At 62.4% G+C, this 22,810-nt stretch carries 19 protein-coding genes, 2 tRNA genes and 2 pseudogenes; 15 read left to right on the forward strand and 8 right to left on the reverse strand.

Annotated features, from left to right (window positions below; all coding sequences use genetic code 11):
• Positions 1 to 11: 11 nt before the first annotated feature.
• Positions 12 to 1,304 carry an adenylosuccinate synthase gene (locus LOY42_RS02885; protein WP_028688256.1) on the forward strand — a complete coding sequence of 431 codons (1,293 nt, stop codon included), beginning with the start codon at positions 12 to 14 and terminating at the stop codon, positions 1,302 to 1,304.
• A 264-nt stretch (positions 1,305 to 1,568) separates the two neighbouring features.
• Here the strand turns inward: LOY42_RS02885 and LOY42_RS26520 are convergent, their stop codons facing one another.
• Positions 1,569 to 1,880 carry a hypothetical protein gene (locus LOY42_RS26520; RefSeq protein WP_372241253.1) on the reverse strand — a complete coding sequence of 104 codons (312 nt, stop codon included), beginning with the start codon at positions 1,878 to 1,880 and terminating at the stop codon, positions 1,569 to 1,571.
• Positions 1,881 to 2,363: 483 nt separating this feature from the next.
• On the opposite strand from LOY42_RS26520, the pseudogene LOY42_RS26525 reads away from it, so the two are divergent.
• The 3 genes and pseudogenes from LOY42_RS26525 to LOY42_RS02895 form a co-directional block, all read left to right on the forward strand.
• Positions 2,364 to 2,576 (forward strand): annotated as a pseudogene (locus tag LOY42_RS26525) (methyl-accepting chemotaxis protein); the annotation flags it as partial.
• A 390-nt stretch (positions 2,577 to 2,966) separates the two neighbouring features.
• Positions 2,967 to 3,482 (forward strand): annotated as a pseudogene (locus tag LOY42_RS26530) (methyl-accepting chemotaxis protein); the annotation flags it as partial.
• A gap of 144 nt (positions 3,483 to 3,626) precedes the next feature.
• The gene (locus LOY42_RS02895) at positions 3,627 to 4,478 is read left to right on the forward strand and encodes an RHS repeat-associated core domain-containing protein (protein WP_258599760.1); all 852 of its coding nucleotides are present in this window, start codon (positions 3,627 to 3,629) and stop codon (positions 4,476 to 4,478) included.
• Positions 4,479 to 4,543: 65 nt separating this feature from the next.
• On the opposite strand, the gene LOY42_RS02900 is transcribed toward LOY42_RS02895, so the two are convergent.
• The 4 genes from LOY42_RS02900 to LOY42_RS02915 form a co-directional block, all read right to left on the reverse strand.
• The gene (locus LOY42_RS02900) at positions 4,544 to 6,109 is read right to left on the reverse strand and encodes an iron ABC transporter permease (RefSeq protein ID WP_258599761.1); all 1,566 of its coding nucleotides are present in this window, start codon (positions 6,107 to 6,109) and stop codon (positions 4,544 to 4,546) included.
• Positions 6,109 to 7,122, reverse strand: a complete 1,014-nt coding sequence (locus LOY42_RS02905; protein ID WP_023629373.1) for an extracellular solute-binding protein — start codon at positions 7,120 to 7,122, stop codon at positions 6,109 to 6,111. Before LOY42_RS02905 ends, LOY42_RS02900 begins: the two co-directional genes overlap by 1 nt.
• Positions 7,123 to 7,292: 170 nt before the next feature.
• A tRNA-Leu gene (locus tag LOY42_RS02910) sits at positions 7,293 to 7,379 on the reverse strand.
• An 88-nt stretch (positions 7,380 to 7,467) separates the two neighbouring features.
• A tRNA-Leu gene (locus LOY42_RS02915) sits at positions 7,468 to 7,554 on the reverse strand.
• A gap of 98 nt (positions 7,555 to 7,652) precedes the next feature.
• Here LOY42_RS02915 and LOY42_RS02920 point away from each other — a divergent pair.
• The 9 genes from LOY42_RS02920 to LOY42_RS02960 all read left to right on the forward strand — a co-directional run bounded on the left by LOY42_RS02920 (position 7,653) and on the right by LOY42_RS02960 (position 17,497).
• Positions 7,653 to 7,826 carry a hypothetical protein gene (locus LOY42_RS02920; protein ID WP_158247513.1) on the forward strand — a complete coding sequence of 58 codons (174 nt, stop codon included), beginning with the start codon at positions 7,653 to 7,655 and terminating at the stop codon, positions 7,824 to 7,826.
• Positions 7,826 to 10,399: a ribonuclease R gene (rnr, locus tag LOY42_RS02925; protein ID WP_258599762.1), complete on the forward strand. Its 2,574-nt coding sequence runs from the start codon at positions 7,826 to 7,828 to the stop codon at positions 10,397 to 10,399. The genes LOY42_RS02920 and rnr overlap by 1 nt, the downstream gene beginning before the upstream one ends.
• Positions 10,396 to 11,142, forward strand: coding sequence for a 23S rRNA (guanosine(2251)-2'-O)-methyltransferase RlmB (gene rlmB, locus LOY42_RS02930; protein ID WP_102683943.1), 747 nt, complete (start codon positions 10,396 to 10,398; stop codon positions 11,140 to 11,142). Before rnr ends, rlmB begins: the two co-directional genes overlap by 4 nt.
• A 322-nt stretch (positions 11,143 to 11,464) precedes the next feature.
• Complete coding sequence (gene rpsF, locus LOY42_RS02935) at positions 11,465 to 11,890, forward strand: 30S ribosomal protein S6 (RefSeq protein ID WP_023629370.1); 426 nt, start codon at positions 11,465 to 11,467, stop codon at positions 11,888 to 11,890.
• A gap of 28 nt (positions 11,891 to 11,918) precedes the next feature.
• Positions 11,919 to 12,149 (forward strand): 30S ribosomal protein S18, encoded by a 231-nt coding sequence (gene rpsR / locus LOY42_RS02940; protein WP_003249563.1) that lies wholly within the window; start codon positions 11,919 to 11,921, stop codon positions 12,147 to 12,149.
• A gap of 34 nt (positions 12,150 to 12,183) precedes the next feature.
• Positions 12,184 to 13,050, forward strand: a complete 867-nt coding sequence (locus LOY42_RS02945) for a hypothetical protein (RefSeq protein ID WP_046854005.1) — start codon at positions 12,184 to 12,186, stop codon at positions 13,048 to 13,050.
• A 20-nt stretch (positions 13,051 to 13,070) separates the two neighbouring features.
• Positions 13,071 to 13,517: a 50S ribosomal protein L9 gene (gene rplI, locus LOY42_RS02950; RefSeq protein WP_046854006.1), complete on the forward strand. Its 447-nt coding sequence runs from the start codon at positions 13,071 to 13,073 to the stop codon at positions 13,515 to 13,517.
• A 112-nt stretch (positions 13,518 to 13,629) separates the two neighbouring features.
• Positions 13,630 to 15,027: a replicative DNA helicase gene (gene dnaB, locus LOY42_RS02955; protein ID WP_046854007.1), complete on the forward strand. Its 1,398-nt coding sequence runs from the start codon at positions 13,630 to 13,632 to the stop codon at positions 15,025 to 15,027.
• Positions 15,028 to 15,193: 166 nt separating this feature from the next.
• Complete coding sequence (locus tag LOY42_RS02960; protein ID WP_046854008.1) at positions 15,194 to 17,497, forward strand: YgiQ family radical SAM protein; 2,304 nt, start codon at positions 15,194 to 15,196, stop codon at positions 17,495 to 17,497.
• A gap of 121 nt (positions 17,498 to 17,618) precedes the next feature.
• Here the strand turns inward: LOY42_RS02960 and LOY42_RS02965 are convergent, their stop codons facing one another.
• On the reverse strand, positions 17,619 to 18,206 hold the full coding sequence (locus LOY42_RS02965) for a TIGR00730 family Rossman fold protein (RefSeq protein WP_139673816.1): 588 nt from the start codon (positions 18,204 to 18,206) through the stop codon (positions 17,619 to 17,621).
• Positions 18,207 to 18,552: 346 nt separating this feature from the next.
• On the opposite strand from LOY42_RS02965, the gene azu reads away from it, so the two are divergent.
• The gene (azu, locus tag LOY42_RS02970) at positions 18,553 to 18,999 is read left to right on the forward strand and encodes an azurin (RefSeq protein ID WP_102683950.1); all 447 of its coding nucleotides are present in this window, start codon (positions 18,553 to 18,555) and stop codon (positions 18,997 to 18,999) included.
• 114 nt (positions 19,000 to 19,113) lie between these two features.
• On the opposite strand, the gene nadE is transcribed toward azu, so the two are convergent.
• Positions 19,114 to 19,941, reverse strand: coding sequence for an ammonia-dependent NAD(+) synthetase (nadE, locus tag LOY42_RS02975; protein ID WP_139673813.1), 828 nt, complete (start codon positions 19,939 to 19,941; stop codon positions 19,114 to 19,116).
• Positions 19,942 to 19,944: 3 nt separating this feature from the next.
• Positions 19,945 to 21,150 (reverse strand): nicotinate phosphoribosyltransferase, encoded by a 1,206-nt coding sequence (gene pncB / locus LOY42_RS02980; RefSeq protein WP_139673810.1) that lies wholly within the window; start codon positions 21,148 to 21,150, stop codon positions 19,945 to 19,947.
• 465 nt (positions 21,151 to 21,615) lie between these two features.
• Between pncB and LOY42_RS02985 the strand changes: the two genes are divergently transcribed.
• The gene (locus LOY42_RS02985) at positions 21,616 to 22,752 is read left to right on the forward strand and encodes a branched-chain amino acid ABC transporter substrate-binding protein (RefSeq protein ID WP_046854013.1); all 1,137 of its coding nucleotides are present in this window, start codon (positions 21,616 to 21,618) and stop codon (positions 22,750 to 22,752) included.
• Positions 22,753 to 22,810 lie beyond the last annotated feature (58 nt).

Genomic DNA, 22,810 nt, shown 5'->3' on the forward strand with positions numbered 1-22,810 from the left:
GGACAAATGTAATGGGTAAGAATGTCGTCGTCCTGGGCACCCAGTGGGGTGATGAGGGCAAAGGCAAGATCGTCGATCTGCTGACCGAACATGCTGCCGCCGTCGTGCGCTACCAAGGTGGTCACAACGCGGGCCACACCCTGGTGATCAACGGTGAGAAGACTGTTCTGCACCTGATTCCGTCCGGCATCCTGCGTGAAGGCGTGCAATGCCTGATCGGCAACGGCGTGGTCGTTGCCCCGGATGCCCTGATGCGTGAAATCACCAAGCTGGAAGAGAAGGGCGTACCGGTGCGCGAGCGCCTGCGCATTTCCCCGGCTGCTCCGCTGATCCTGTCGTACCACGTGGCCCTCGACCAGGCCCGTGAAAAAGCCCGCGGCGAAGCCAAGATCGGCACCACCGGTCGTGGTATCGGCCCGGCCTACGAAGACAAGGTGGCCCGTCGCGGCCTGCGCGTCGGCGACCTGTTCCACCGTGAGCGCTTCGCCGCCAAGCTCGGTGAGCTGCTGGACTACCACAACTTCCAGCTGGTGAACTACTACAAAGAGCCGGCCATCGACTTCCAGCAGACACTGGACGAGTGCATGGCCTATGCCGAGCAGCTCAAGCCGATGATGCTCGACGTCACCGCCGAACTGCATAACCTGCGCCGCGCCGGCAAGGACATCATGTTCGAAGGCGCCCAGGGCTCGCTGCTGGACATCGACCACGGTACCTACCCGTACGTCACCAGCTCCAACACCACCGCCGGCGGCATCTCCACCGGTTCCGGCGTTGGCCCGATGTACCTGGACTACATCCTGGGCATCACCAAGGCCTACACCACCCGCGTCGGTTCCGGTCCGTTCCCGACCGAGCTGTTCGACGAGACCGGCGCCACCCTGGCCAAGCGTGGCCACGAGTTCGGCTCCACCACCGGCCGTGCCCGTCGTTGCGGCTGGTTCGATGCCGTGATCCTGCGTCGCGCCATCGACGTCAACAGCATCTCGGGCATCTGCCTGACCAAGCTGGATGTGCTGGACGGCCTGGAAACCATCAACATCTGCGTTGGCTACAAGAACGAGAACGGTGCCGTCATCGACGCGCCTTCCGATGCCGACAGCTACATCGGCCTGGAGCCGGTGTACGAAGAGATGCCAGGCTGGAGCGAGTCGACCCTGGGCGTTAAAACCCTGGAAGAGCTGCCGCAGGCCGCGCGCAACTACATCAAGCGCATCGAGGAACTGGTCGGCGCGCCGATCGATATCATCTCGACTGGCCCGGACCGCAACGAAACCATCGTGCTGCGTCATCCGTTCGCCTGATCAGCTACTCGCTGGCTGACTGAACGCCGCGCCCCCGCAAGGAGGCGCGGCGTTTTCATATGGGGGTAAAAACGTGGGGCGGGCTTGCCCCGTGAATGGCCGCCTCGAAAGCAATCTCGCTGCCATGGATAATTACCTCATACCTTTGGCATTTATACCTGCTGTCTCAGGCACAACCCTTGCTGTAAGAAGTTTCTGTAGATGCCATCAAAGTAGTGGCGCCAGAAACACGAGGGTTACAACGTGTCTGCCATCCTTTCACTGTTACGAAGCCGCCTCTTGCGGCCTGTGTTTGTTGCGCTTGGTATCGCTCTTCTGGTGCAGGTACTGGTTGCCGTTGCACTGACGCGGAGCACGGTCACCGCCCTGGAGGCCGATTTGGGGGCGCGCCTGGGCAATGATAGCCAGAAACTGGCTGCCGAACTGGAGCAGGCCGGAGAGGATGTCCGGGCTGGGCTCGACAGCCTTTCCGTCAGTACGCGTCAGCGTTTGAGTGCGGGCCTCTCCAGCCGCCTGCAGGATGAGCAGCAGCAGCTGCGCGCAACGCTGGAGGAAAATCTCAGGGACTCGGCTCATGAAATGGCCGATCTGTTGGCCTCGGTCGCGCCCCGGGCGATCTGGGACAACGACGTGCCGATGCTCTCGGACTTCGCTCGCCGTGCTCAGCGCAATCCCAATGTGCTGTTCGTGATCTACGATGATGCCCAGGGCCAGCACCTGACTCGCTACCTCAACCGGCAGAACCCGATCAACCAGGCATTGATGGAAAAGGGCCAGGGTGAACGGGCGCTGGACAAGGTGCTGGATGCCGCGCGCAAGGATCCGTCGGTCTACTTCGTAGAAGCGTCGATCAACCCCAATGGCGCAGAGATCGGCAAGGTGCTGATGGGCGTGTCCACCGCGGGCATCGACCAGGAGCTCAAGGCCCTGGATCAGCGCTTCGCGGCCTTGATCGCCAGTGGCGAGCAACTGGTCGGGGAAAGCCTGGTGGCCGCCGCCGCCGACAGTGGCAAGGCCTTGCGTGCGCGCCTGGAGACAGCCCAGCACAGCGCCACGGCGATGCAGGCCAATACCGCGCAGACCGTGCGTGATGCCGCCGCCGAGCTGCGCTGGCGCATCGGCCTGGGTCTGGTGCTGGTCGGTCTGGGTGTGCTGCTGGTGGTGGCCGTGGTGCTCGGGCGTCGCGTCCTCAGCAAGCTTGGCCTGCTGATCGCCGCGTTGAACGACCTGGCCGCCGGCGAAGGCGACCTGACCAAGCGCGTCAAGCTCGACAGCCGTGACGAGATCGGCGACATGGCCTCGGCGGTCAACCGCTTCGTCGACAAGCTGCAGCCGATCGTCCGCGAGGCCGGTGAAGTGGCGCAGCGTACCGGCGTGGAGATCGACAGCATGGCCCAGCGCAACGCCGGGGCCGATGCCGCCGCCGCGTTGCAGCGCGACGAAGTGGCTGCCAGCCTGCGCGACCTGTCGAGCATGGCTGACGAGGCCCAGGCCGAGAGCCATGCCATGCAGGCGGCATTGCAGCAGGTGGTGGATATTCGCCAGGCGACCGACGAGAACAGTCGTGCCTCGACGCAATTGGCGAGGTTGATCGAGAACCTGGCCGGCGAAGTGCAGACCGGCTCCCAGGTGATCGAGCGGCTGGCCAAGCAGAGCGAGCAGATTGAGGTGGTGCTGACGGTGATCCATGGCATTGCCGAGCAGACCAACCTGTTGGCGCTCAACGCCGCCATCGAAGCGGCGCGGGCCGGAGAAACCGGGCGCGGTTTCGCCGTGGTGGCCGATGAGGTGCGTGCCTTGGCGAGCAAGACGCAGAGCTCGACCGGGGATATCCAGTCGCATATCGCTGCGCTGCAGCAAGGCGCCAAGGAGGCGGTGGCGACCATCAGCCAGGCCGGACGCCAGGCCAGTGAAGGCTTGCTGGTGTTGCGCGACAATGAGCGGCGCCAGCAGTCGGTGCAGGCTGCGGTCGAGCAGGTGCATGCGGCGATCGGCCTGGCCACGCGAGCGGCCGAGCAGCAGGCCAGCGGCGCGCAGGCCGTGCGTGGGCGAGTCGAAACCATCCATGCCCAGGCCGAGCGTTCGGCCGAGGTGGTGATGCAGACCACCGTCAGCAGCAAGGTACTGGATGACCTGGCGGCTCAGTTGCGGGCCAGCCTGGGGCAGTTCAGAGCCTGATTAAGTACTTGATCTCTGAGGTACTGGTAATTTTGCTAGTTTTGCGCAGAGTGTTTTTCAAGCAGAGTGAGGTAAATCTTCTAGGGCTTACCTATGAAATTTTTTTACAAAGGCTCGGTGTTTGGGACAGCTATAAGCGGACCCATGTCTTTGACATGGGTGGGGTATGCGCGCAGTTTTTTGTCATTGTACTCGGTGAGTGGTGGGCGAAGTGAGTTCAATCATTTGGCCTCTGATCGTCAGGGTACTGTTTTGGCCGGTACGGCATCATCTGGGGGCGCTGAAGATACCTGCACCGCTTATGGCTATTCCAAAAGTATGCTTACCAGCTTTTGTGGTTTTCACGGGGAACTGAGGTCTTCGGTTACGGGGCACTATCAGTTCGGCCGTGGGCATAGGCAGATGAATCCAGTTCTGATGAGATTCAACAGTCCGGATAAATTGAGTCCATTCGGCAAGGGTGGGCTCAATGCTTATGCGTTCATGCTCGATGACCCCATGAACGGCTCAGATCCCACGGGGGGATACAAAATAGGCGGAGCTCCGTTGGTTTTGAAAAAAGACCATGTCTTGCTCGTTACACAGTCGGCGCCACGCCAGCCTAGGGTCCTCAATCTGATGGCCCATGCTGAGCCCGGCTTTGTAACGATAGACAAGGGCCTGAAGGGGCCAGCTGACTTTGTCGACTATTTGAAAAGCTTGAAGCTGAATCCGCTAGATTACGACTACCGCATCATCGGCTGTAACAGCGGTACTGCTCAGGCAGATGGTCAGGATTCTTTTGCGGAAGGCCTTGCGGGTATTGTAGGCCGAAAGGTTGAGGGGTACGTCGGTCATGTGAGCTTTTCAATAGCGCATAAGGTTGATCAGCAGACTGGCCATACAAGAGTGTATTTTGAGATTGCGGAGTCGAACCCTTATGCCAAAGGTACGAAACAATATGAAACCTTTGCCTACGCGCCGGTGATGGTTGACGGATTTAGGGGAGGGTCCTGATTCATTGCTTCAGCTTGTGCAGGTGGCATTGCCGCTTTTTACGGGCAATGCCACTTTCTCACAGGCTAAGCCTTGTTCAGATACATCCGCGTGGTCAGCAGATACACCGGCAACCCCGACACCACGATCAACAGCGCCGCATAAGGCGCTGCCGCCGCGAACTCGACGTTGGCCGTATGCGCCCACACCTCGGTGGCCAGGGTGGTCATGCCGGTCGGGCTGAGCAGCAGGGTGGCGGTCAGCTCTTTCATGGCGTCCAGGAACACCAGGGCGAACGCCGCGGCCATGGCCGGGAAGATGATCGGCAGTGTCACCCGGCAGAACGCCGCAAAGCTGCTCGCGCCCAAGGTGCGGGCGGCCTCTTCCAGGGTTGGCGAGGCCTTGTTCAGTGCGGTGCGCACTGGCGACTGTGCCAGCGGCAGGAACAGCAAGGCATAGGCCAGGATCAGCAGTGCGGTGGTCTGGTACAGCGCCGGCACATAGTGCAGGGCAAAGAACACCAGGGTCAGCGCAATGACCAGCCCGGGCAGGGCGTGCAGCAGGTACGGCAAACGCTCGGCCCAGATCGCCAGGCGCCCCTTGTAGCGCACCACCAGGAAGCTGATTGGCAGGGCCAGCAGCACGCAGAAGCCGGCGCCACCCAATGACACCGACAGCGAGGTGCCCAGGGCCTTGCCGATGGCCGCGACCGGGAAGGCCGCCGATGAGCCCACGCTCAGCCAGTAGCCGAGCATGGCCAGCGGAATGCCGCTGCCCAGCACCGCCAGCGCCAGGCAGAGCAGCTGGCCAAGTGGCATCCAGCCGCGCAGTCGCAAGGGTTGGGCGCGGCGCGCAACGCCCTGGCCAATGCGCACATGACGCGCCTTGCCACGCACCCGCAGTTCCAGCCACAGCATCGCCAGGCACAGCACCAGCAGTACTGCCGAGAGCATCGCGGCGTTGGCGTTGCTGAATTCCAGTTCGAACTGTTGGTAGATCGCCGTGGTGAAGGTCTGCAGGCCAAGGATCGACAGGGCGCCAAACTCCACCAGCATGTGCAGGGCGATCAGCAGCCCGCCACCGAGCATCGACGGCCAAAGCAACGGCAGGGTGATTTTGCGGAACACGCCCCAGCGGCTGCAGCCCAGAGTGCGCGCCGACTCCTCCAGCGCGGTATCCAGGTTGCGCAGGGTGGCGGCCACCGGCAGGAACACCAGTGGGTACTTCGACAGCGCCATCACCAGGATTGCCCCGCCCAGTCCTTCGAAGTCCGAGCTCAGCGACACCCAGGTGAAGCTGCTGACGAACGATGGCACGGCGAATGGCAGGCACAGCACCACGCCCCACAGGCGTCGGCCCGGCAGGTCGCTGCGCTCCAGCAGCCAGGCCAGGGCCACGCCTACCACCAGGCACAGCGCGGTGACGCCGACCATCAGCAGCAGGGTGTTGCGCAGCAAGCCCCACACGAACGGACGCCATAGCAGGCGCAGGGCTTCATGCCAGCCGGCATCCCAGGCCTTGAGCCCGACGTACAGCAATGGCAGCAGGCTCATGGCCACCAGGAACAGCACGGGCAGCACTACCCAGATGGACGGGCGCTTGCGCTTGGGGATGAAGCGCGCCAAGGCGGGCGAGGGCAGGGCGGCAGTCATCAGAGCAGGCCAACCTCACGTTCCAGTTCGATGGCTTCCTCGGCATTGCCAAGGTCGGCCGGCGAGATCTTCGGCGGGCGCAGCTCATCGAACGGCTTCAGGCCGCGGTCGGAGACCATGCCTTTATGCAGCGGGTATTCGGCGGTGGTCTGGGTGATCACGCGCTGGCCTTCTTCGCTGGCCATCCAGTTGAGCAGGGCCTGTGCTTCTTTCGGGTGCTTGCTGGCCTTGACCGCGGCGGCACCGGAGATGGTCACCAGGTTGCCCGCGTCGCCGTCGGCCAGGTAGTACAGCTTGGAATCGAGCTTGCCGCGCTCGCGCTCCAGGGCGTACCAGTAGTAGTTGTTCACCAGTACCGCGGCGACTTCGCCTTTTTCCACGGCCTTCAGTGCGACCATGTTGTTGGTATAGGTCTTGCCGAAGGCTTTCAGGCCGGTCAGCCATTCTTCGGTGGCTTCGCGCCCGTGCATCTTGAGGATGGCCACCGCCTGTTCCTGGAAGGCGCCGCTGGTGGGCACGTAGCCGACACGGCCGTCCCATTCGGGGCCGGCGAAATCCATCACCGTGGTCGGCAGGTCCTTCTCATCGATCTTCTTCGGGTTGTAGACCACCACGCGGGTGCGCGCGGTGACGCCCATCCAGGTGCCGTTGGCGCCCACGTACTCCTTGGGCAGCATGTTCAGGGTGGCGTCGTCGATCTTCGCCAGCAGGCCCAGTTCGCCCAGGTTGTTCAGCGGTGGCGACTCTTCGGTATAGATGATGTCGGCCGGCGAGCGTTCGCCTTCCTCGATGATCTGGCTGGCCAGCTGGTTGCTGCTGCCCTTGCGGATATTGATATGGATGCCGGTCTTGGCCTCGTAGGCCTTGGCGATGGCTTCACCGATTTCCTTGTGCTGGCCGTTGTACATTGTCAACGTGACTGGTTCGTCTGCCAGGGCGGCCGGAGCGCCGATCACCAGGCTCAGGACTGCGGCGGCCAGGGTGCGCATCAGCGGTTGCGGGCGGATCGTCATGCGGGTGCTTCCTCGCTTACGGCTACATATTTGGAAACAATGGTAAACGAAATTGTTTCTCAAATGGGCGCATGACGGGAAATTCATGGGTAGACGAAGGAGGGGGGCTGCCCGGCGACATGAAATCGCAGGCAAGAAAAAACCCACTAGCAAGCTAGTGGGTTTTTGTATGGTGCCCAGGAGAAGACTCGAACTTCCACGACCGTTAAGTCACTGATACCTGAAACCAGCGCGTCTACCAATTCCGCCACCTGGGCAAAGCTTTGCATCGTCTGCTGAAGGCGACTTTCGTCTGCTTTCACACAGTAGTAACAGATCCTTGGTCATCTGTTACTTGAAAATTTTTGGTGCCCAGGAGAAGACTCGAACTTCCACGACCGTTAAGTCACTGATACCTGAAACCAGCGCGTCTACCAATTCCGCCACCTGGGCACACATTCGAGATTAAAAGATGCTTTACAGCGTCGTTCATCTCTACTACAACTTCGGGGTTGTCCGTCGTTGTGGTGCGCACTATACGGACGCTCCTGATGGCTGTAAAGCCCCTGATCGAAAAAAAATTCAAAAAATTCAACCCGTTGATTCCACGCGCCTATTTCCGTTCGGCGGATACCACGCCGGGGCTGTCCAAGGCTGACATTTCCGGTTTCAATACGCCTATGCCAGAATTCATATCTATATACCCCAAGGTGAACCCCTTCTGATGGCCGATTGGCAATCCCTCGATCCCGAGGCCGCTCGCGAAGCGGAAAAATACGACAACCCTATCCCCAGCCGTGAGCTGATCCTGCAGCGCCTCGCCGACCGTGGCGAGCCGGCTGCCCGAGAACAGCTGGCCGAAGAGTTCGGTCTTTACGAAGAAGACCAGATCGAAGCCCTGCGCCGCCGCCTGCGTGCCATGGAGCGCGACGGTCAGCTTATCTATACCCGGCGCGGCACCTATGCCCCGGTGGACAAGCTTGACCTTATCTGTGGCCGCGTGTCCGGCCACCGCGACGGTTTCGGCTTCCTGATTCCCGACGATGGCAGCGAAGACCTGTTCCTCAGCCCGTCGCAGATGCGCCTGGTGTTCGACGGCGACCGCGGCCTGGCCCGGGTTTCCGGCGTGGACCGCCGTGGCCGCCGCGAAGGTGTGCTGGTGGAAGTCATCTCCCGCGCCCACGAAAGCGTGGTCGGCCGTTACTTCGAAGAGGGCGGCATCGGCTATGTGACCCCCGACAACCCGAAGATCCAGCAGGAAGTGCTGGTCACCGCCGGGCGCAACGGCGGCGCCAAGATCGGCCAGTTCGTGTCGATCAAGATCACCCACTGGCCAACCCCGCGCTTCCAGCCGCAGGGTGATGTGGTCGAGGTGATCGGCAACTACATGGCGCCGGGCATGGAAATCGACATCGCCCTGCGCAGCTATGACATCCCGCATGTCTGGCCGCAGGAGGTGATCAAGGAAGCGCGCAAGTTCCGCTCCGAAGTCGAGGAGAAAGATAAAGAGAAGCGCATCGACCTGCGCCATCTGCCTTTCGTCACCATCGACGGCGAAGACGCCCGCGACTTCGACGATGCGGTGTATTGCGAACCGCTGGGCAAGCTGCGCATGTTCTCCGGCGGCTGGCGCCTGTACGTAGCGATCGCTGACGTTTCCAGCTACGTGCGCCTGGGTTCGGCCCTGGATACCGAAGCGCAGCAACGGGGTAACTCGGTGTACTTCCCCGAGCGCGTCGTGCCGATGCTGCCCGAAGAGCTGTCCAACGGCCTGTGCTCGCTGAACCCGCACGTCGATCGCCTGGCCATGGTCTGCGAAATGACCATCAACAAGGCCGGCCAGATGGTCGACTACCAGTTCTACGAGGGTGTGATCCACTCCCATGCGCGCCTGACCTACAACAAGGTCAGCAGCATGCTCGAGCATTCCCGCACCCGCGAAGGCAAGGCCCTGCGCGAGGAGTACAGCGCGGTGCTGCCGGACCTGAAGAGCCTGTACGCCCTGTACAAGGTGCTGCTGGCGGCCCGTCACACCCGCGGCGCGATTGACTTCGAAACCCAGGAAACCCGGATCATCTTTGGCGATGACCGCAAGATCGACGAAATTCGTCCGACCGTGCGCAACGACGCCCACAAGCTGATCGAAGAGTGCATGCTGGCGGCCAACGTCGCGACGGCCGAGTTCCTGCAGAAGCACAACGTGCCTGCGCTGTACCGCGTGCACGATGGTCCGCCGCCCGAGCGCCTGGAGAAGTTGCGCGCATTCCTCGGTGAGCTGGGCCTGAGTCTGCACAAAGGCAAGGATCCTTCGCCGAAGGACTACCAGGCGCTGCTGGCGAGTATCGCCGGGCGCCCGGACTTCCACCTGATCCAGACTGTCATGCTGCGCTCGCTGAGCCAGGCGGTGTACAGCGTCGAGAATAACGGCCACTTTGGCCTGAACTACGAGGCCTACACCCACTTCACCTCGCCGATCCGTCGTTATCCGGACCTGCTGGTGCACCGTGCCATCCGCAGCGTGATCCGCTCCAAGGTCGACACCCCGCACGTCAAGCGCGCCGGTGCCATGAGCATTCCCAAGGCGCGCATCTACCCGTACGACGAGAACAGCCTCGAACAGATGGGCGAGCAGTGCTCGATGACCGAGCGCCGCGCCGACGAGGCCACCCGCGACGTGGTCAACTGGCTCAAGTGCGAGTACATGCGTGATCGCGTCGGCGAGACCTTCCCTGGTGTGATCACCGCGGTGACCGGCTTTGGCCTGTTCATCGAGCTGACCGACATCTATGTCGAAGGCCTGGTGCATGTCAGCGCCCTGCCGGGTGACTACTACCACTTCGATCCGGTGCATCACCGCCTGTCCGGTGAGCGCAGCGGCCGCAGCTTCCGCCTGGGCGACACGGTCGAGGTGAAGGTCATGCGTGTCGACCTCGAGCAGCGCAAGATCGACTTCGAAATGTCGGAGAAGACCGTCACCGCGCCGCTCGGCCGCAAGCCACGCGCTGCCGCGCAGCCGGTGGCCGAGCAGGCGCCTGCCGCCGAAGCGAAGATTTCGCCCAAGCCGCGCAGCCGCAAGAGCGAGGCCTCCGAGGCGTACTTCCCGAAAGACGCCGTGCAGCGCAATGCCGAGGTGCGCAAGAGCCGTGAAATGAAGAAGGCGCTGATGGGCGAGGCGCGTGCCAGCGGCCATGCCGGCGGCAAGTCGGAAAAAGGTGGCAAGTCGTCCGGCAAGCCGACCAAGCATCGCAAGGGGCCGCCCAAGTCCGGCGCGCCACGCAAGGGCAAGAACAAGTCATGAGTCAGCTGGAAAAGATCTACGGCGTGCATGCCGTGCAGGCGCTGCTGCAACACCACCCCAAGCGGGTAAAGCAGATCTGGCTGTCCGAAGGGCGCAGTGAGCCACGCATCCAGGCCCTGCTGGAGCTGGCTGCGCAGAACCGAGTCCAGGTCGGCCAGGCCGAGCGCCGTGAGCTCGACGCCTGGGTCGAAGGTGTGCATCAGGGGGTGGTCGCCGACGTGAGCCCGAGCCAGGTATGGGGCGAGGCGATGCTCGACGAGCTGCTCGAGCGCACCGAGACGCCGCCACTGATCCTGGTGCTCGATGGCGTTACCGATCCGCACAACCTCGGCGCCTGCCTGCGCACCGCCGATGCGGCCGGGGCGACTGCCGTGGTGATCCCCAAGGACAAGTCCGCGACCCTGACCGGCGTGGTGCGCAAGGTGGCCTGCGGCGCCGCCGAGGTGATGCCGCTGGTGGCCGTGACCAACCTGGCGCGTACCCTGGAGAAACTCCAGCAGCGCGGACTGTGGGTGGTCGGTACCGCTGGCGAGGCCGAGCAGGAAATCTACCAGCAGGACCTGACCGGTCCGCTGGTGATGATCATGGGGGCCGAAGGCAAGGGCATGCGCCGCCTGACCCGTGAACACTGTGATTTCCTGGTGAAGTTGCCGATGGGCGGCAGCGTCAGCAGCCTGAACGTTTCGGTGGCCACCGGGGTGTGCCTGTTCGAGGCCGTGAGGCAGCGTCAGGTCAAGCGCTGATTCATTGCTCGTGGGGCGGGGGCGTGGGAGCGGGCTTGCCCCGCGATGCGATGGCAAACCCACCACCATCGCGGGGCGGGGCGCCGCATCGCCGCTCCCACGAACCCCGTTCCCGCAAGAATCACCCGACCTGGCGAATATGTTTCCGGCTGTTCAAATATTCGCCAACCTCCTTGCTTGTCCTTCCCGGCTTCTCTACAATTGCGCCCCTTGCCGAGCTGGCAGGCGCGCATGTGCCTTCTCTCTAGGGCAAGACATACAGTGTCATTCACTCCTTGTCTGACCAGGTTGCTGGCAGACTACTAACCCGTAAGGAGCATTCATGCGTCATTACGAAATCATCTTCCTGGTTCACCCGGACCAGAGCGAGCAAGTCGGCGGCATGGTTGAGCGTTACACCAAGCTGATCGAAGAAGATGGTGGCAAGATCCACCGCCTGGAAGACTGGGGCCGTCGTCAACTGGCCTACGCAATCAACAATGTTCACAAGGCTCACTACGTGATGCTGAACGTTGAGTGCTCCGGCAAGGCCCTGGCCGAGCTGGAAGACAACTTCCGCTACAACGATGCCGTGATCCGTAACCTGGTCATCCGTCGCGACGAAGCCGTCACCGGCCCGTCCGAGATGCTCAAGGCAGAAGAGAACCGCAGCGAGCGCCGTGAGCGTCGTGAACGTCCTGAGCATGCTGATGGCGCCGAAGGCGACGACAGCAATGACAGCGACAACAGCGATAACGCTGACGAGTAATCCACGGACCTTTTGAGGAGCCTATTACATGGCACGTTTCTTCCGTCGTCGTAAATTCTGCCGCTTCACTGCTGAAGACGTGAAAGAGATCGACTTCAAAGATCTCAACACCCTGAAAGCTTACGTATCCGAAACCGGCAAGATCGTTCCAAGCCGCATCACCGGTACCAAAGCTCGTTATCAGCGTCAGCTGGCCACCGCTATCAAGCGCGCCCGCTTCCTGGCCCTGCTGCCCTACACCGACAGCCACGGCCGCTGAGACCGGGTCGTCGACTAAGTAGCAAGGGATAAGCATGCGAGCGTTGGCAAGTTTCATCATGCGCGGTCGTGTGCAGGCCACCCTCGTGGTGGTCATCAGCGCGGTACTGCCGCTGCTGTTCTGGTTGAGTGCCGCTGCCGGGAGCCTGGTGCTCCTGCGGCGCGGGTTCAAGGACGCTTCATCGGTCATCGCCTGGGGCCTTTTGCCAGCGTTGATCATGGGGTTCTTCGGCGAACCGAGCACCTTGCTGGTGCTTTTGGGAACGCTGGGTCTGGCCGCCTCGTTGCGCGCCGGGCATTCCTGGACCCGGGTACTGCTGTCCAGTGTCGCATTAGGCTTGCTGTACAGCCTGATCCTGGATGCGGTGATGCGCGAAACCTTCGAGGTGCTGGCCAAGGCGCTTGAAAAAGCTCTGCCGCAGTTCGAGGGCCAACCAGTACTACCTGGTGAGCTGATCGGCCCTTTGCTGGTCGCTTCCAGTGCGGTAATGCTGCAGCTGTTCAGCCTGCTGGCCTTGATGCTGGCGCGCTATTGGCAGGCTGCGTTGTACAACCCCGGTGGTTTCGGGCGCGAGTTTCGCGAACTGAGGCTGCCGCTGGTACCCATGCTGGTGCTGGTGTCATTGATGGTGTTGGGCCCGTTCATCGGGTCTCAGTTCATCGTCCTGGCCAGTGCGTCCAGCCTGGTGCTGCTGCTCGCTGGCATCGCCCTGATTCACGGGCTGGTGGCACAAGGGCGACTGGCCGGTTTCTGGCTGGTGGGGATGTACGTGACGTTGCCGCTGCTCATGCAGCTGATGTATCCGTTGCTCGTGGTTCTGGCCATTGTCGACAGCCTGATTGATTTTCGCGGTCGCAAGTCCCCTTCACAGGGTGACGACTCCGCGAACGGTGAAGGTTAAAAGTTAAGAGGTTTTACCAAATGGAACTGATCCTGCTGGAAAAAGTCGCCAACCTGGGCAACCTGGGCGACAAAGTAAACGTTAAGGCTGGTTACGGCCGTAACTTCCTGCTGCCATTCGGCAAGGCCACCGTTGCCAACGCCGCCAACCTGGCCGCGTTCGAAGAACGCCGCGCCGAGCTGGAAAAAGCCGCCGCAGAGAAAAAAGCTTCGGCTGAAAGCCGCGCTGCCCAACTGGCCGAGCTGGAAGTGACCATCACTGCCACCGCTGGCGACGAAGGCAAGCTGTTCGGTTCGATCGGCACCCACGACATCGCTGACGCCCTGACCGCCTCCGGCGTTGAAGTGGCCAAGGCTGAAGTTCGTCTGCCGAACGGCACCATCCGTCAGGTTGGCGAGTACGACGTAGCCGTGCACCTGCACAGCGACGTTGAAGCCACCGTACGTGTGGTTGTCGTAGCTGCCTAAGCTGCGTAATCGGCTGGTCCCTCGCGGGCCAGGCGGTTAACATCGGGCACGGTCCTGTTTTGCGCAGGCCGTGCCCTTTGTCTTTTTCATCTTCCAGAATTCTTTCGTGGCCATGAACGAGATCACCACCCCCGAACAACTCGACCTGCAAACCGCTGCCCTGAAGGTGCCGCCGCATTCCATCGAGGCCGAACAGGCCGTGCTCGGTGGTCTGATGCTGGACAACAACGCCTGGGAGCGGGTGCTGGATCAGGTGTCGGATGGCGATTTCTATCGGCATGACCATCGCCTGATCTTCCGCGCCATCCACAAGCTGGTGGATGCGAACCAGCCGTTCGACGTGGTTACTCTGCACGAGCAGTTGGACAAGGAAGGCGTGTCTACCCAGGTGGGCGGCCTGGCCTATCTCGCCGAACTGGCCAAGAACACCCCGTCGGTGGCCAACATCAAGGCCTACGCCGCGATCATCCGCGAGCGGGCCACGCTGCGGCAGCTGATCAGCATCAGCACCGATATCGCCGACAACGCCTTCAACCCGCAGGGGCGTAACGCCGAAGAGATCCTCGACGACGCCGAACGGCAGATCTTCCAGATCGCCGAGGCGCGGCCGAAGACCGGCGGGCCGGTGGGGGTCAATGAGTTGTTGACCATGGCCATCGACCGTATCGACACGCTGTTCAACTCCGACAGCGACATCACCGGCGTGTCCACCGGTTTCACCGACCTGGACGAAAAGACCAGCGGCCTGCAGGCCGCCGACCTGATCATCGTCGCGGGCCGTCCGTCGATGGGCAAGACCACCTTCGCCATGAACCTGGTGGAAAACGCCGTGTTGCGCAGCGACAAGGTGGTGCTGGTGTTCTCCCTCGAGATGCCCGGTGAATCGCTGATCATGCGTATGCTGTCGTCCCTGGGGCGCATCGACCAGACCAAGGTGCGTTCCGGTCAGCTGGACGACGACGACTGGCCGCGGCTGACCTCGGCGGTCAACCTGCTGAACGACCGCAAGCTGTTCATCGACGATACCGCCGGCATCAGCCCATCGGAAATGCGTGCGCGCACCCGCCGCCTGGCTCGCGAGCATGGCGAGATCGCCATGATCATGGTCGACTACCTGCAGCTGATGCAGATCCCGGGCTCTGCCGGTGACAACCGGACCAACGAGATTTCCGAGATCTCCCGCTCGCTCAAGGCGCTGGCCAAGGAATTCAACTGCCCGGTAATCGCCCTGTCACAGCTCAACCGCTCCCTGGAGCAGCGCCCCAACAAGCGCCCGGTCAACTCCGACCTTCGTGAATCGGGTGCGATCGAGCAGGACGCCGACGTGATCATGTTCGTCTACCGTGACGAGGTGTATCACCCCGAGACCGAGCACAAGGGCGTGGCCGAGATCATCATCGGCAAGCAGCGTAACGGCCCCATCGGCTTCATTCGCCTGGCGTTCATCGGCAAGTACACCCGCTTCGAGAACCTCGCGCCGGGCATGTACAACTTCGACGACGACGAGTAATCACCGAGCCTATCCCCGGCAGCAGCGCTCCTGTGGGGGCCGGCTTGCCGGCGATAGGGCCAGGTGGAAGCTACAGATGAATCCGACCACCACCGTCGGATTTGGTCAAAATTTGTGCTATATTCCGCGCCCGCGATTTTCCTGCACATTAGAACCGGTCACTGACATGCAAGCAGCCAAACCACTCTACGACTATCCCAAGTACTGGGCCGAATGCTTCGGGCCAGCGCCGTTCCTGCCGATGAGCAGGGAGGAGATGGATCAGCTCGGCTGGGATTCCTGCGACATCATCATCGTGACCGGTGACGCCTACGTCGACCACGCATCGTTCGGCATGGCCATCATCGGCCGCCTGCTCGAGGCCCAGGGCTTCCGGGTGGGCATCATCGCCCAGCCGAACTGGCAGTCGAAGGACGACTTCATGAAGCTCGGCGAGCCGAACCTGTTCTTCGGGGTCGCGGCGGGCAACATGGACTCGATGATCAACCGCTACACCGCGGACAAGAAAATCCGTTCCGACGACGCCTACACGCCAGGCGGCATGGCCGGCAAGCGTCCGGACCGCGCCAGCCTGGTGTACAGCCAGCGCTGCAAGGAGGCCTACAAGCACGTGCCGATCGTGCTCGGCGGCATCGAGGCCTCGCTGCGCCGCATCGCCCATTACGACTACTGGCAGGACAAGGTCCGCCACTCGATCCTGGTCGACGCCAGTGCCGACATCCTGCTGTACGGCAACGCCGAACGCGCGATCGTCGAGGTTGCCCAGCGCCTGTCCCAGGGTGAAAGCATCGAGCACATCACCGATGTGCGCGGCACCGCGTTCATTCGTCGCGACACCCCGCAGGGCTGGTTCGAGATCGACTCCACCCGTATCGACCGCCCGGGCCGCGTCGACAAGATCATCAACCCGTACGTGAACACCCAGGACACCCAGGCCTGTGCCATCGAGCAGGCCAAGGGCGACCAGGAAGACCCGAACGAAGCCAAGGTCGTGCAGATCCTCGACAGCCCGAGCGTCACCCGCGAGAAGTCGGTGATCCGCCTGCCGTCGTTCGAGAAGGTGCGCAACGACCCGGTGCTCTATGCCCACGCCAACCGCGTGCTGCACCTGGAGACCAACCCGGGCAATGCCCGCGCCCTGGTGCAGAAGCATGGCGAGGTGGACGTGTGGTTCAACCCGCCTCCCATTCCCATGACCACCGAAGAGATGGACTATGTGTTCGGCATGCCCTATGCGCGCATCCCGCACCCGGCGTATGGCAAGGAGCGCATCCCGGCCTACGAGATGATCCGCTTCTCGGTGAACATCATGCGTGGCTGCTTCGGTGGCTGCACCTTCTGCTCGATCACCGAGCACGAAGGCCGGATCATCCAGAACCGCTCCCACGAGTCGATCCTGCACGAGATCGAGGAGATGCGCGACAAGGTGCCGGGCTTCACCGGCGTGGTCTCCGACCTCGGCGGCCCGACCGCCAACATGTACCGCATCGCCTGCAAGAGCCACGACATCGAGAAGCACTGCCGCAAGCCTTCGTGCGTGTTCCCGGGCATCTGCGAGAACCTCAACACCGACCACAGCTCGCTGATCGAGCTGTATCGCAAGGCTCGTGCCCTGCCGGGGGTCAAGAAGATCCTGATCGCCTCGGGCCTGCGCTACGACCTGGCGGTCGAGTCGCCGGAGTACGTGCGTGAGCTGGTCACCCACCACGTCGGTGGTTACCTGAAGATCGCCCCGGAGCACACCGAGCGTGGTCCGCTGGACAAGATGATGAAGCCGGGCATCGGCACCTACGACCGCTTCAAGCGCATGTTCGAGAAGTTCTCGAAAGAGGCGGGCAAGGAGCAGTACCTGATCCCTTATTTCATCGCCGCCCACCCGGGTACCACCGACGAAGACATGATGAACCTGGCCCTGTGGCTCAAGGGCAATGGCTTCCGCGCCGACCAGGTGCAGGCGTTCTATCCGTCGCCGATGGCTTCGGCCACCGCCATGTACCATTCGGGCAAGAACCCGCTGCGCAAGGTCACCTACAAGAGCGAAGGGGTGGAGATCGTCAAGAGCGAGGAGCAGCGCCGCTTGCACAAGGCGTTCCTGCGTTATCACGATCCAAAGGGCTGGCCGATGCTGCGCGAGGCGCTGCAGCGCATGGGCCGCGCCGACCTGATCGGGCCGGGCAAGCACCAGCTGATCCCGCTGCACCAGCCGGCGACCGACACTTACCAGAGTGCGCGGCGCAAGAACTCGACCCCGGCCGGCAGTCACAAGGTGGGCAAGGACCAGAAGATCCTCACCCAGCACACCGGCCTGCCGCCGCGTGCCAGCGATGGCAGCAAGCCGTGGGACAAGCGCGAGAAAGCCAAGGCCGAGGCGTTCGCCCGCAACCAGCAGGCGGCCAAGGAGCGCAAGGAAGCGGCCAAGGGTGGTGGCGGCAAGGGCAAGAAGCCGCGCCAGCCGGTCATTCCGCGCTGATCATAAAAGGGGCCGCGTTGCGGCCCATCGCCGGCAAGCCGGCTCCCACTAGGGCAAGGCATGTGCTGCACCTGTGGGAGCCGGCTTGCCGGCGATGGGCTGCAGCGCAGCCCCTTTTCGATTAATCAGGCTTCTTGTCCACCCACTTCGGCAACACCGGCGACTCGAATCGATCCATCCCGTCCAGCAACTCATCCGGCTGCTCCCCGAGCAACAGCATCGCCCGGTGCTGCGACCGCACGAAGCCTTCCTCGACAATATGGTCGAGGAACCCGCCGAGCTTCGCATAGAACCCATTCACATCGAGCAGGCCCAGCGGCTTGGCGTGATAGCCTAGTTGCCCCCAGGTCCACACCTCGAACAGCTCCTCCAGCGTACCCAGGCCACCCGGCAGGGCGATGAAGGCGTCGCTGAGTTCGGCCATGCGCGCCTTGCGCGCATGCATGCCATCCACCACCTCCAGGCGGGTCAGGCCCTTGTGGCCGATTTCGGCGTTCATCAGGCTTTGCGGGATGATGCCGACGACTTCACCTCCGGCAGCCATGGCGGCATCGGCGACGGTGCCCATCAGGCCGACCGCGCCGCCGCCGTACACCAGCGTCAGGCCACGGCGTGCGATGGTCTGGCCGAGGGCGACGGCGGCTTCACGGTAGGCAGGGTTGGCACCGATGCTGGCGCCACAGAAGACACAAACGGAACGTACAGGCATTGCTTATCTCCCTTTACATGCGCGCACAGGGTAAGGCGCATGCCTGTCGGTTCCAAGGGGATCATTCGGGGCGGGCGAATTCGCAGACTGCCGAACCGGCCGCGCCACAGGCGTAGGCTGCCAGCAGGCTGCGCATCATGCTGCTCAATGTCATGACATTGCTCCTAATTGAGAGGTTGTCTCATCGTCCATTAAGAGGGCATGATGTGCACTTTGATTGGTTGTATACAATCCATTGAACAAATCTACTGGCTGGCGACTTGACACCTCTTGACCCATATCAGGTACGGGCGTCCGGTTTTCAGGCAGTCTCGCAATTGATAAAACCCTGCCAAGGAGATTCATGATGTTTGCGAAAGCTGTAGCGGTATCCCTGCTGACCCTCGCCAGCGCCTCCGTCTTTGCCGCCGACTGCAAGGTGACTGTCGACTCGACCGACCAGATGTCGTTCAACACCAAGGAATTCACCGTCGACAAGAGCTGCAAGACCGTCGAGATCGAACTGACCCACGGTGGCAGCCTGCCGAAGAACGTCATGGGCCACAACCTGGTCATCAGCAAGACCGCCGACATGCAGGCCATCGCCACCGAAGGCATGTCGCAAGGCCTGGACAAGGATTACATCAAGGCCGACAACGCCGCGATCATCGGCCACACCAAGATGATCGGTGCCGGCGAAAAAGACACCTTCAAGCTCGATACTTCCAAGCTGGAAGCCGGTGGCGACTACAGCTTCTTCTGCACCTTCCCTGGCCACATCTCGATGATGAAGGGCAAGGTCGTCGTCAAGTAAGCGACGCCTGACGCAGTACCCTTGTGGGAGCGGGCTTGCCCCGCGATGGCGAAGGTGAAACCACCAACGTCATCGCAGGGCAGGCACGCTCCCACAGTTGTTTTCATAGCCGGATCAAGGGGCGAACGGCAGCTCGCGCTTGTGCTGGGTCTTGCGGTAGGTGGCGACGATGATGTCGAACGCCTCCTGGCTCACCGGCTCACCGTGCAGGAAGGCGTCGATCTGCTGGTAGGTCACGCCGTGGGACGCTTCGTCCGGCTTGCCCGGTTCGAGGTCTTCGAGGTCCGCGGTCGGTACTTTTTCCACCAGCGATTCCGGCGCGCCAAAGCTGCGCGCAATGGAGCGCACCTGGTTTTTCACCAGCCCGCTCAGCGGCGCCAGGTCGCAGGCCCCGTCACCGAACTTGGTGAAGAAGCCCATCACCGCTTCGGCCGCGTGATCCGTGCCGATCACCAGGCCCGCACGGGCACCGGCGACGGTGTATTGGGCGACCATGCGCGTGCGCGCCTTGACGTTGCCAACGACGAAGTCGACCAGGGTCGGCGAGCCGTTTTTCAGTTCCTCGACCTCCGCCGCCAAGGCCTTTACGGCTGGCGCGATGTCGATGGTGTGCACCTCGTCGGCCTTGATCACCTCCAGGCAGGCCTGGGCGTCGTGCTCGTCGTGCTGCACGTGGTACGGCAGGCGCACGGCGATGAAGGTATATGCCTTGTCGCCGGTTTCGTCGCGCAGCTCGCTGATGGCGCGCTGCGCGAGCAGGGCGGCGGTCAGCGAGTCGACACCGCCACTGATGCCCAGCACCAGGGTCTTGAGCCGGGCATTGGCCAGGCAGTCCTTGATGAACGCCACGCGCCGGGCCACTTCCTGCTCAAGGGCGGCAGCATCGGCGAATGGCGGCTGCACCTTGAGCGCCCGGGCAATCTCTTGCTGAACGGCTTGCATGGGTTACTCCTTGCTGGGGACTTTGAATACGTGGCGCATGTAAGCGACGAAGTTTTCGTCACGGCACTGCGTCTTGGCGGCTTCGTCGGAGATCTTCGCCACCGGCGAGCCGTTGCAGTCGGTCATTTTAAGCACGATGTTCATCGGTGCCACGCCGGGGATGTCGCACGTCAGGTTGGTACCGATGCCAAAGCTGACGTTGATGCGCCCGCGCAAGGCACGGAAGATTTCCAGCGAGCGGGTCAGGTTCAGGCCATCGGAGAACACCAGGGTCTTGGTCATCGGGTCGATACCGAGCTTCTGATAATGGGCGATGGCCTTTTCCGCCCAGGCCACCGGCTCGCCCGAATCGTGGCGCAGGCCATCGAACAGCTTGGCGAAGTACAGGTCGAAATCCTTCAGGAAGGCATCCATGGTGATGCAGTCGGTCAGGGCGATGCCGAGCAGTCCACGGTACTCGCGCACCCAGCAGTCCAGGGCGGCGATCTGGCTGTCGATCAGCCGTGGGCCTAGCTGCTGGTGGGCCATGATCCATTCGTGGGCCATGGTGCCCAGGGGCTTGATATCCAGCTTCCATGCCAGGTCGACGTTGCTGGTGCCGACGAAGCGGCCCGGGAACTCATCGCGCAGCACCCGCACCACGTCTTCCTGCACGCGGCTGGAGAAGCGCCGGCGGGTGCCAAAGTCGGCCACCTGCAGTTCGGCCAGTTCGTCGACGCTGGCGTGGGCGCGCAGCCAGTCGAACTTGCGATATAGCTGGTCGCGGGCTTCGGCCAGGCGCATGCGCGGGTGCAGGTGGCGGTTGCGCACTTCGCTGATGATGGCCAGCAGCGGCACTTCGAACAGGATCACATGCAGCCATGGGCCTTTCAGGCGCAGGAACAGTTGGTCGTTCTCGATGCCGATACGCACATAGCGCAGGTTGAAACGGAACAGGCGCAGGAAGCGCAGGAAGTCTGGCTTGAGGAAATTGATGCGCTCGAGGAAGGCCAGTTGACCGTCATCCAGGGTCAGCTCGCTGAGCAGCTCGAGCTGGTTGCGGATCTCGCCCAGGTAGGGGCGCAGGTCCTCGCCGTTGCGGCAGCGAAACTCCCACTCGACATCGGCGTCCGGGTAGTTGTGCAGGACGCCCTGCATCATTGTGAGCTTGTAGAAGTCGGTGTCGAGCAGGTTGTGCACGATGCGCTCGGCGAATGCGCTCTCGCTCATCAGGGGGAAGCTCCAAAGCGGGCAATGGCGGCTATTGTGCCAGCCTTTTGCTTTTGCATGTGCTCACATCGCGGGGCAAGCCTGCTCCCGCATCGCCCGCGATCATGGCCGCGACAGGTAATTTACCGTGCGCCAGCTAGCCTTCAAACAGTGCTCCCTGTAGCAGTCGCGCACCAGTGGTGTGCAGTTCGGTGACGTCCGCTGTTACAGCGCGGTTGCACGTTAACACTTGCGAGGGTTGCAATGATGGCGGGCGATGGTTGCTCCTTGTCTAGGCGTGTGGGTGCCACTTGCCGTGCGGCAGACGGTTGCACGCTCAATAAAGAAAAGGCCGCCGGTCGCCTCTGTTCATCCCTTGTCGTGTGTTTTCCCGGAAGACAAAACCACTGGCACGGCCCTTGCTCGGAGCACAGGGCTGAGAAGTTGTAGTGCCAACCAAAAAAAATATTCTAGGAGCACCACCTCATGTCGCAGACGTTTTACAAGAAAGGTTTCCTGGCACTGGCTGTAGCCACCGCACTGGGTGTTTCTTCGTATGTTCAGGCCGACATCAAGATCGGCGTCGCGGGCCCGATGACCGGAGCCAACGCAGCGTTTGGCGAGCAGTACATGAAAGGTGCGCAGGCCGCGGCCGACGTGATCAACAAGGCCGGCGGCGTCAACGGCGAGAAGATCGTGCTGGTCAAGGGCGATGACGCTTGCGAGCCGAAGCAGGCAGTATCCGTGGCCAACCGCCTGGTCGACCAGGACAAGGTGGCGGGCGTGGTCGGTCACTTCTGCTCCTCCAACACCATCCCCGCTTCCGAGGTTTACGATGAGGCCGGCGTGATCGCCATCACTCCCGGCTCCACCAACCCGCAGGTGACCGAGCGCGGCCTGTCCGCGATGTTCCGCATGTGCGGCCGTGACGACCAGCAGGGCATCGTCGCCGGCAACTACATTGTCGACGTGCTCAAGGGCAAGAAGGTGGTGGTGCTGCACGACAAGGACACCTATGGCCAGGGTCTGGCCGACGCCACCAAGGCCCAGCTGATCAAGCGCGGCGTCACCCCGGTGCTGTACGAGGGCCTGACCCGCGGCGAGAAAGACTTTAGCGCCGTGGTCACCAAGATCCGCGCCGCCGGTGCCGACGTCGTCTACTTCGGCGGCCTGCACCCGGAGGCAGGCCCTCTGGTGCGCCAGCTGCGCGAGCAGGGCCTGAAGGACGTGGCATTCATGTCCGACGACGGCATCGTCACCGACGAACTGGTGGCCACCGCCGGCGGCGCCCAGTACACCAATGGCGTGTACATGACCTTCGGCGCCGACCCGCGCCTGCTGCCCGACAGCAAGGCGGTGGTCGAGGAGTTCCGCAAGAACGGCACCGAGCCTGAAGGCTACACCCTGTATGCCTACGCATCGGTGCAGGCCCTGGCCGCCGCGTTCAACGGCGCCAAGTCGAACAAGGGCGAGGACGCCGCCAAGTGGCTCAAGGCCAACCCGGTCAAGACCGTCATGGGCGAGAAGAAGTGGGACCAGAAGGGCGACCTGACGGTTTCCGACTACGTGGTCTACCAGTGGGATGCCAACGGCAAGTACCACCAGCTGGAAAAACAAAAATAACAATGGCATCCGGCCCGGGCGCGCGATGCCCCGGGCCGTTGCCCCGCGGTACCTGTCT

The sequence above is a fragment of the Pseudomonas sp. B21-023 genome (assembly GCF_024749165.1).
Lineage (GTDB): Bacteria > Pseudomonadota > Gammaproteobacteria > Pseudomonadales > Pseudomonadaceae > Aquipseudomonas.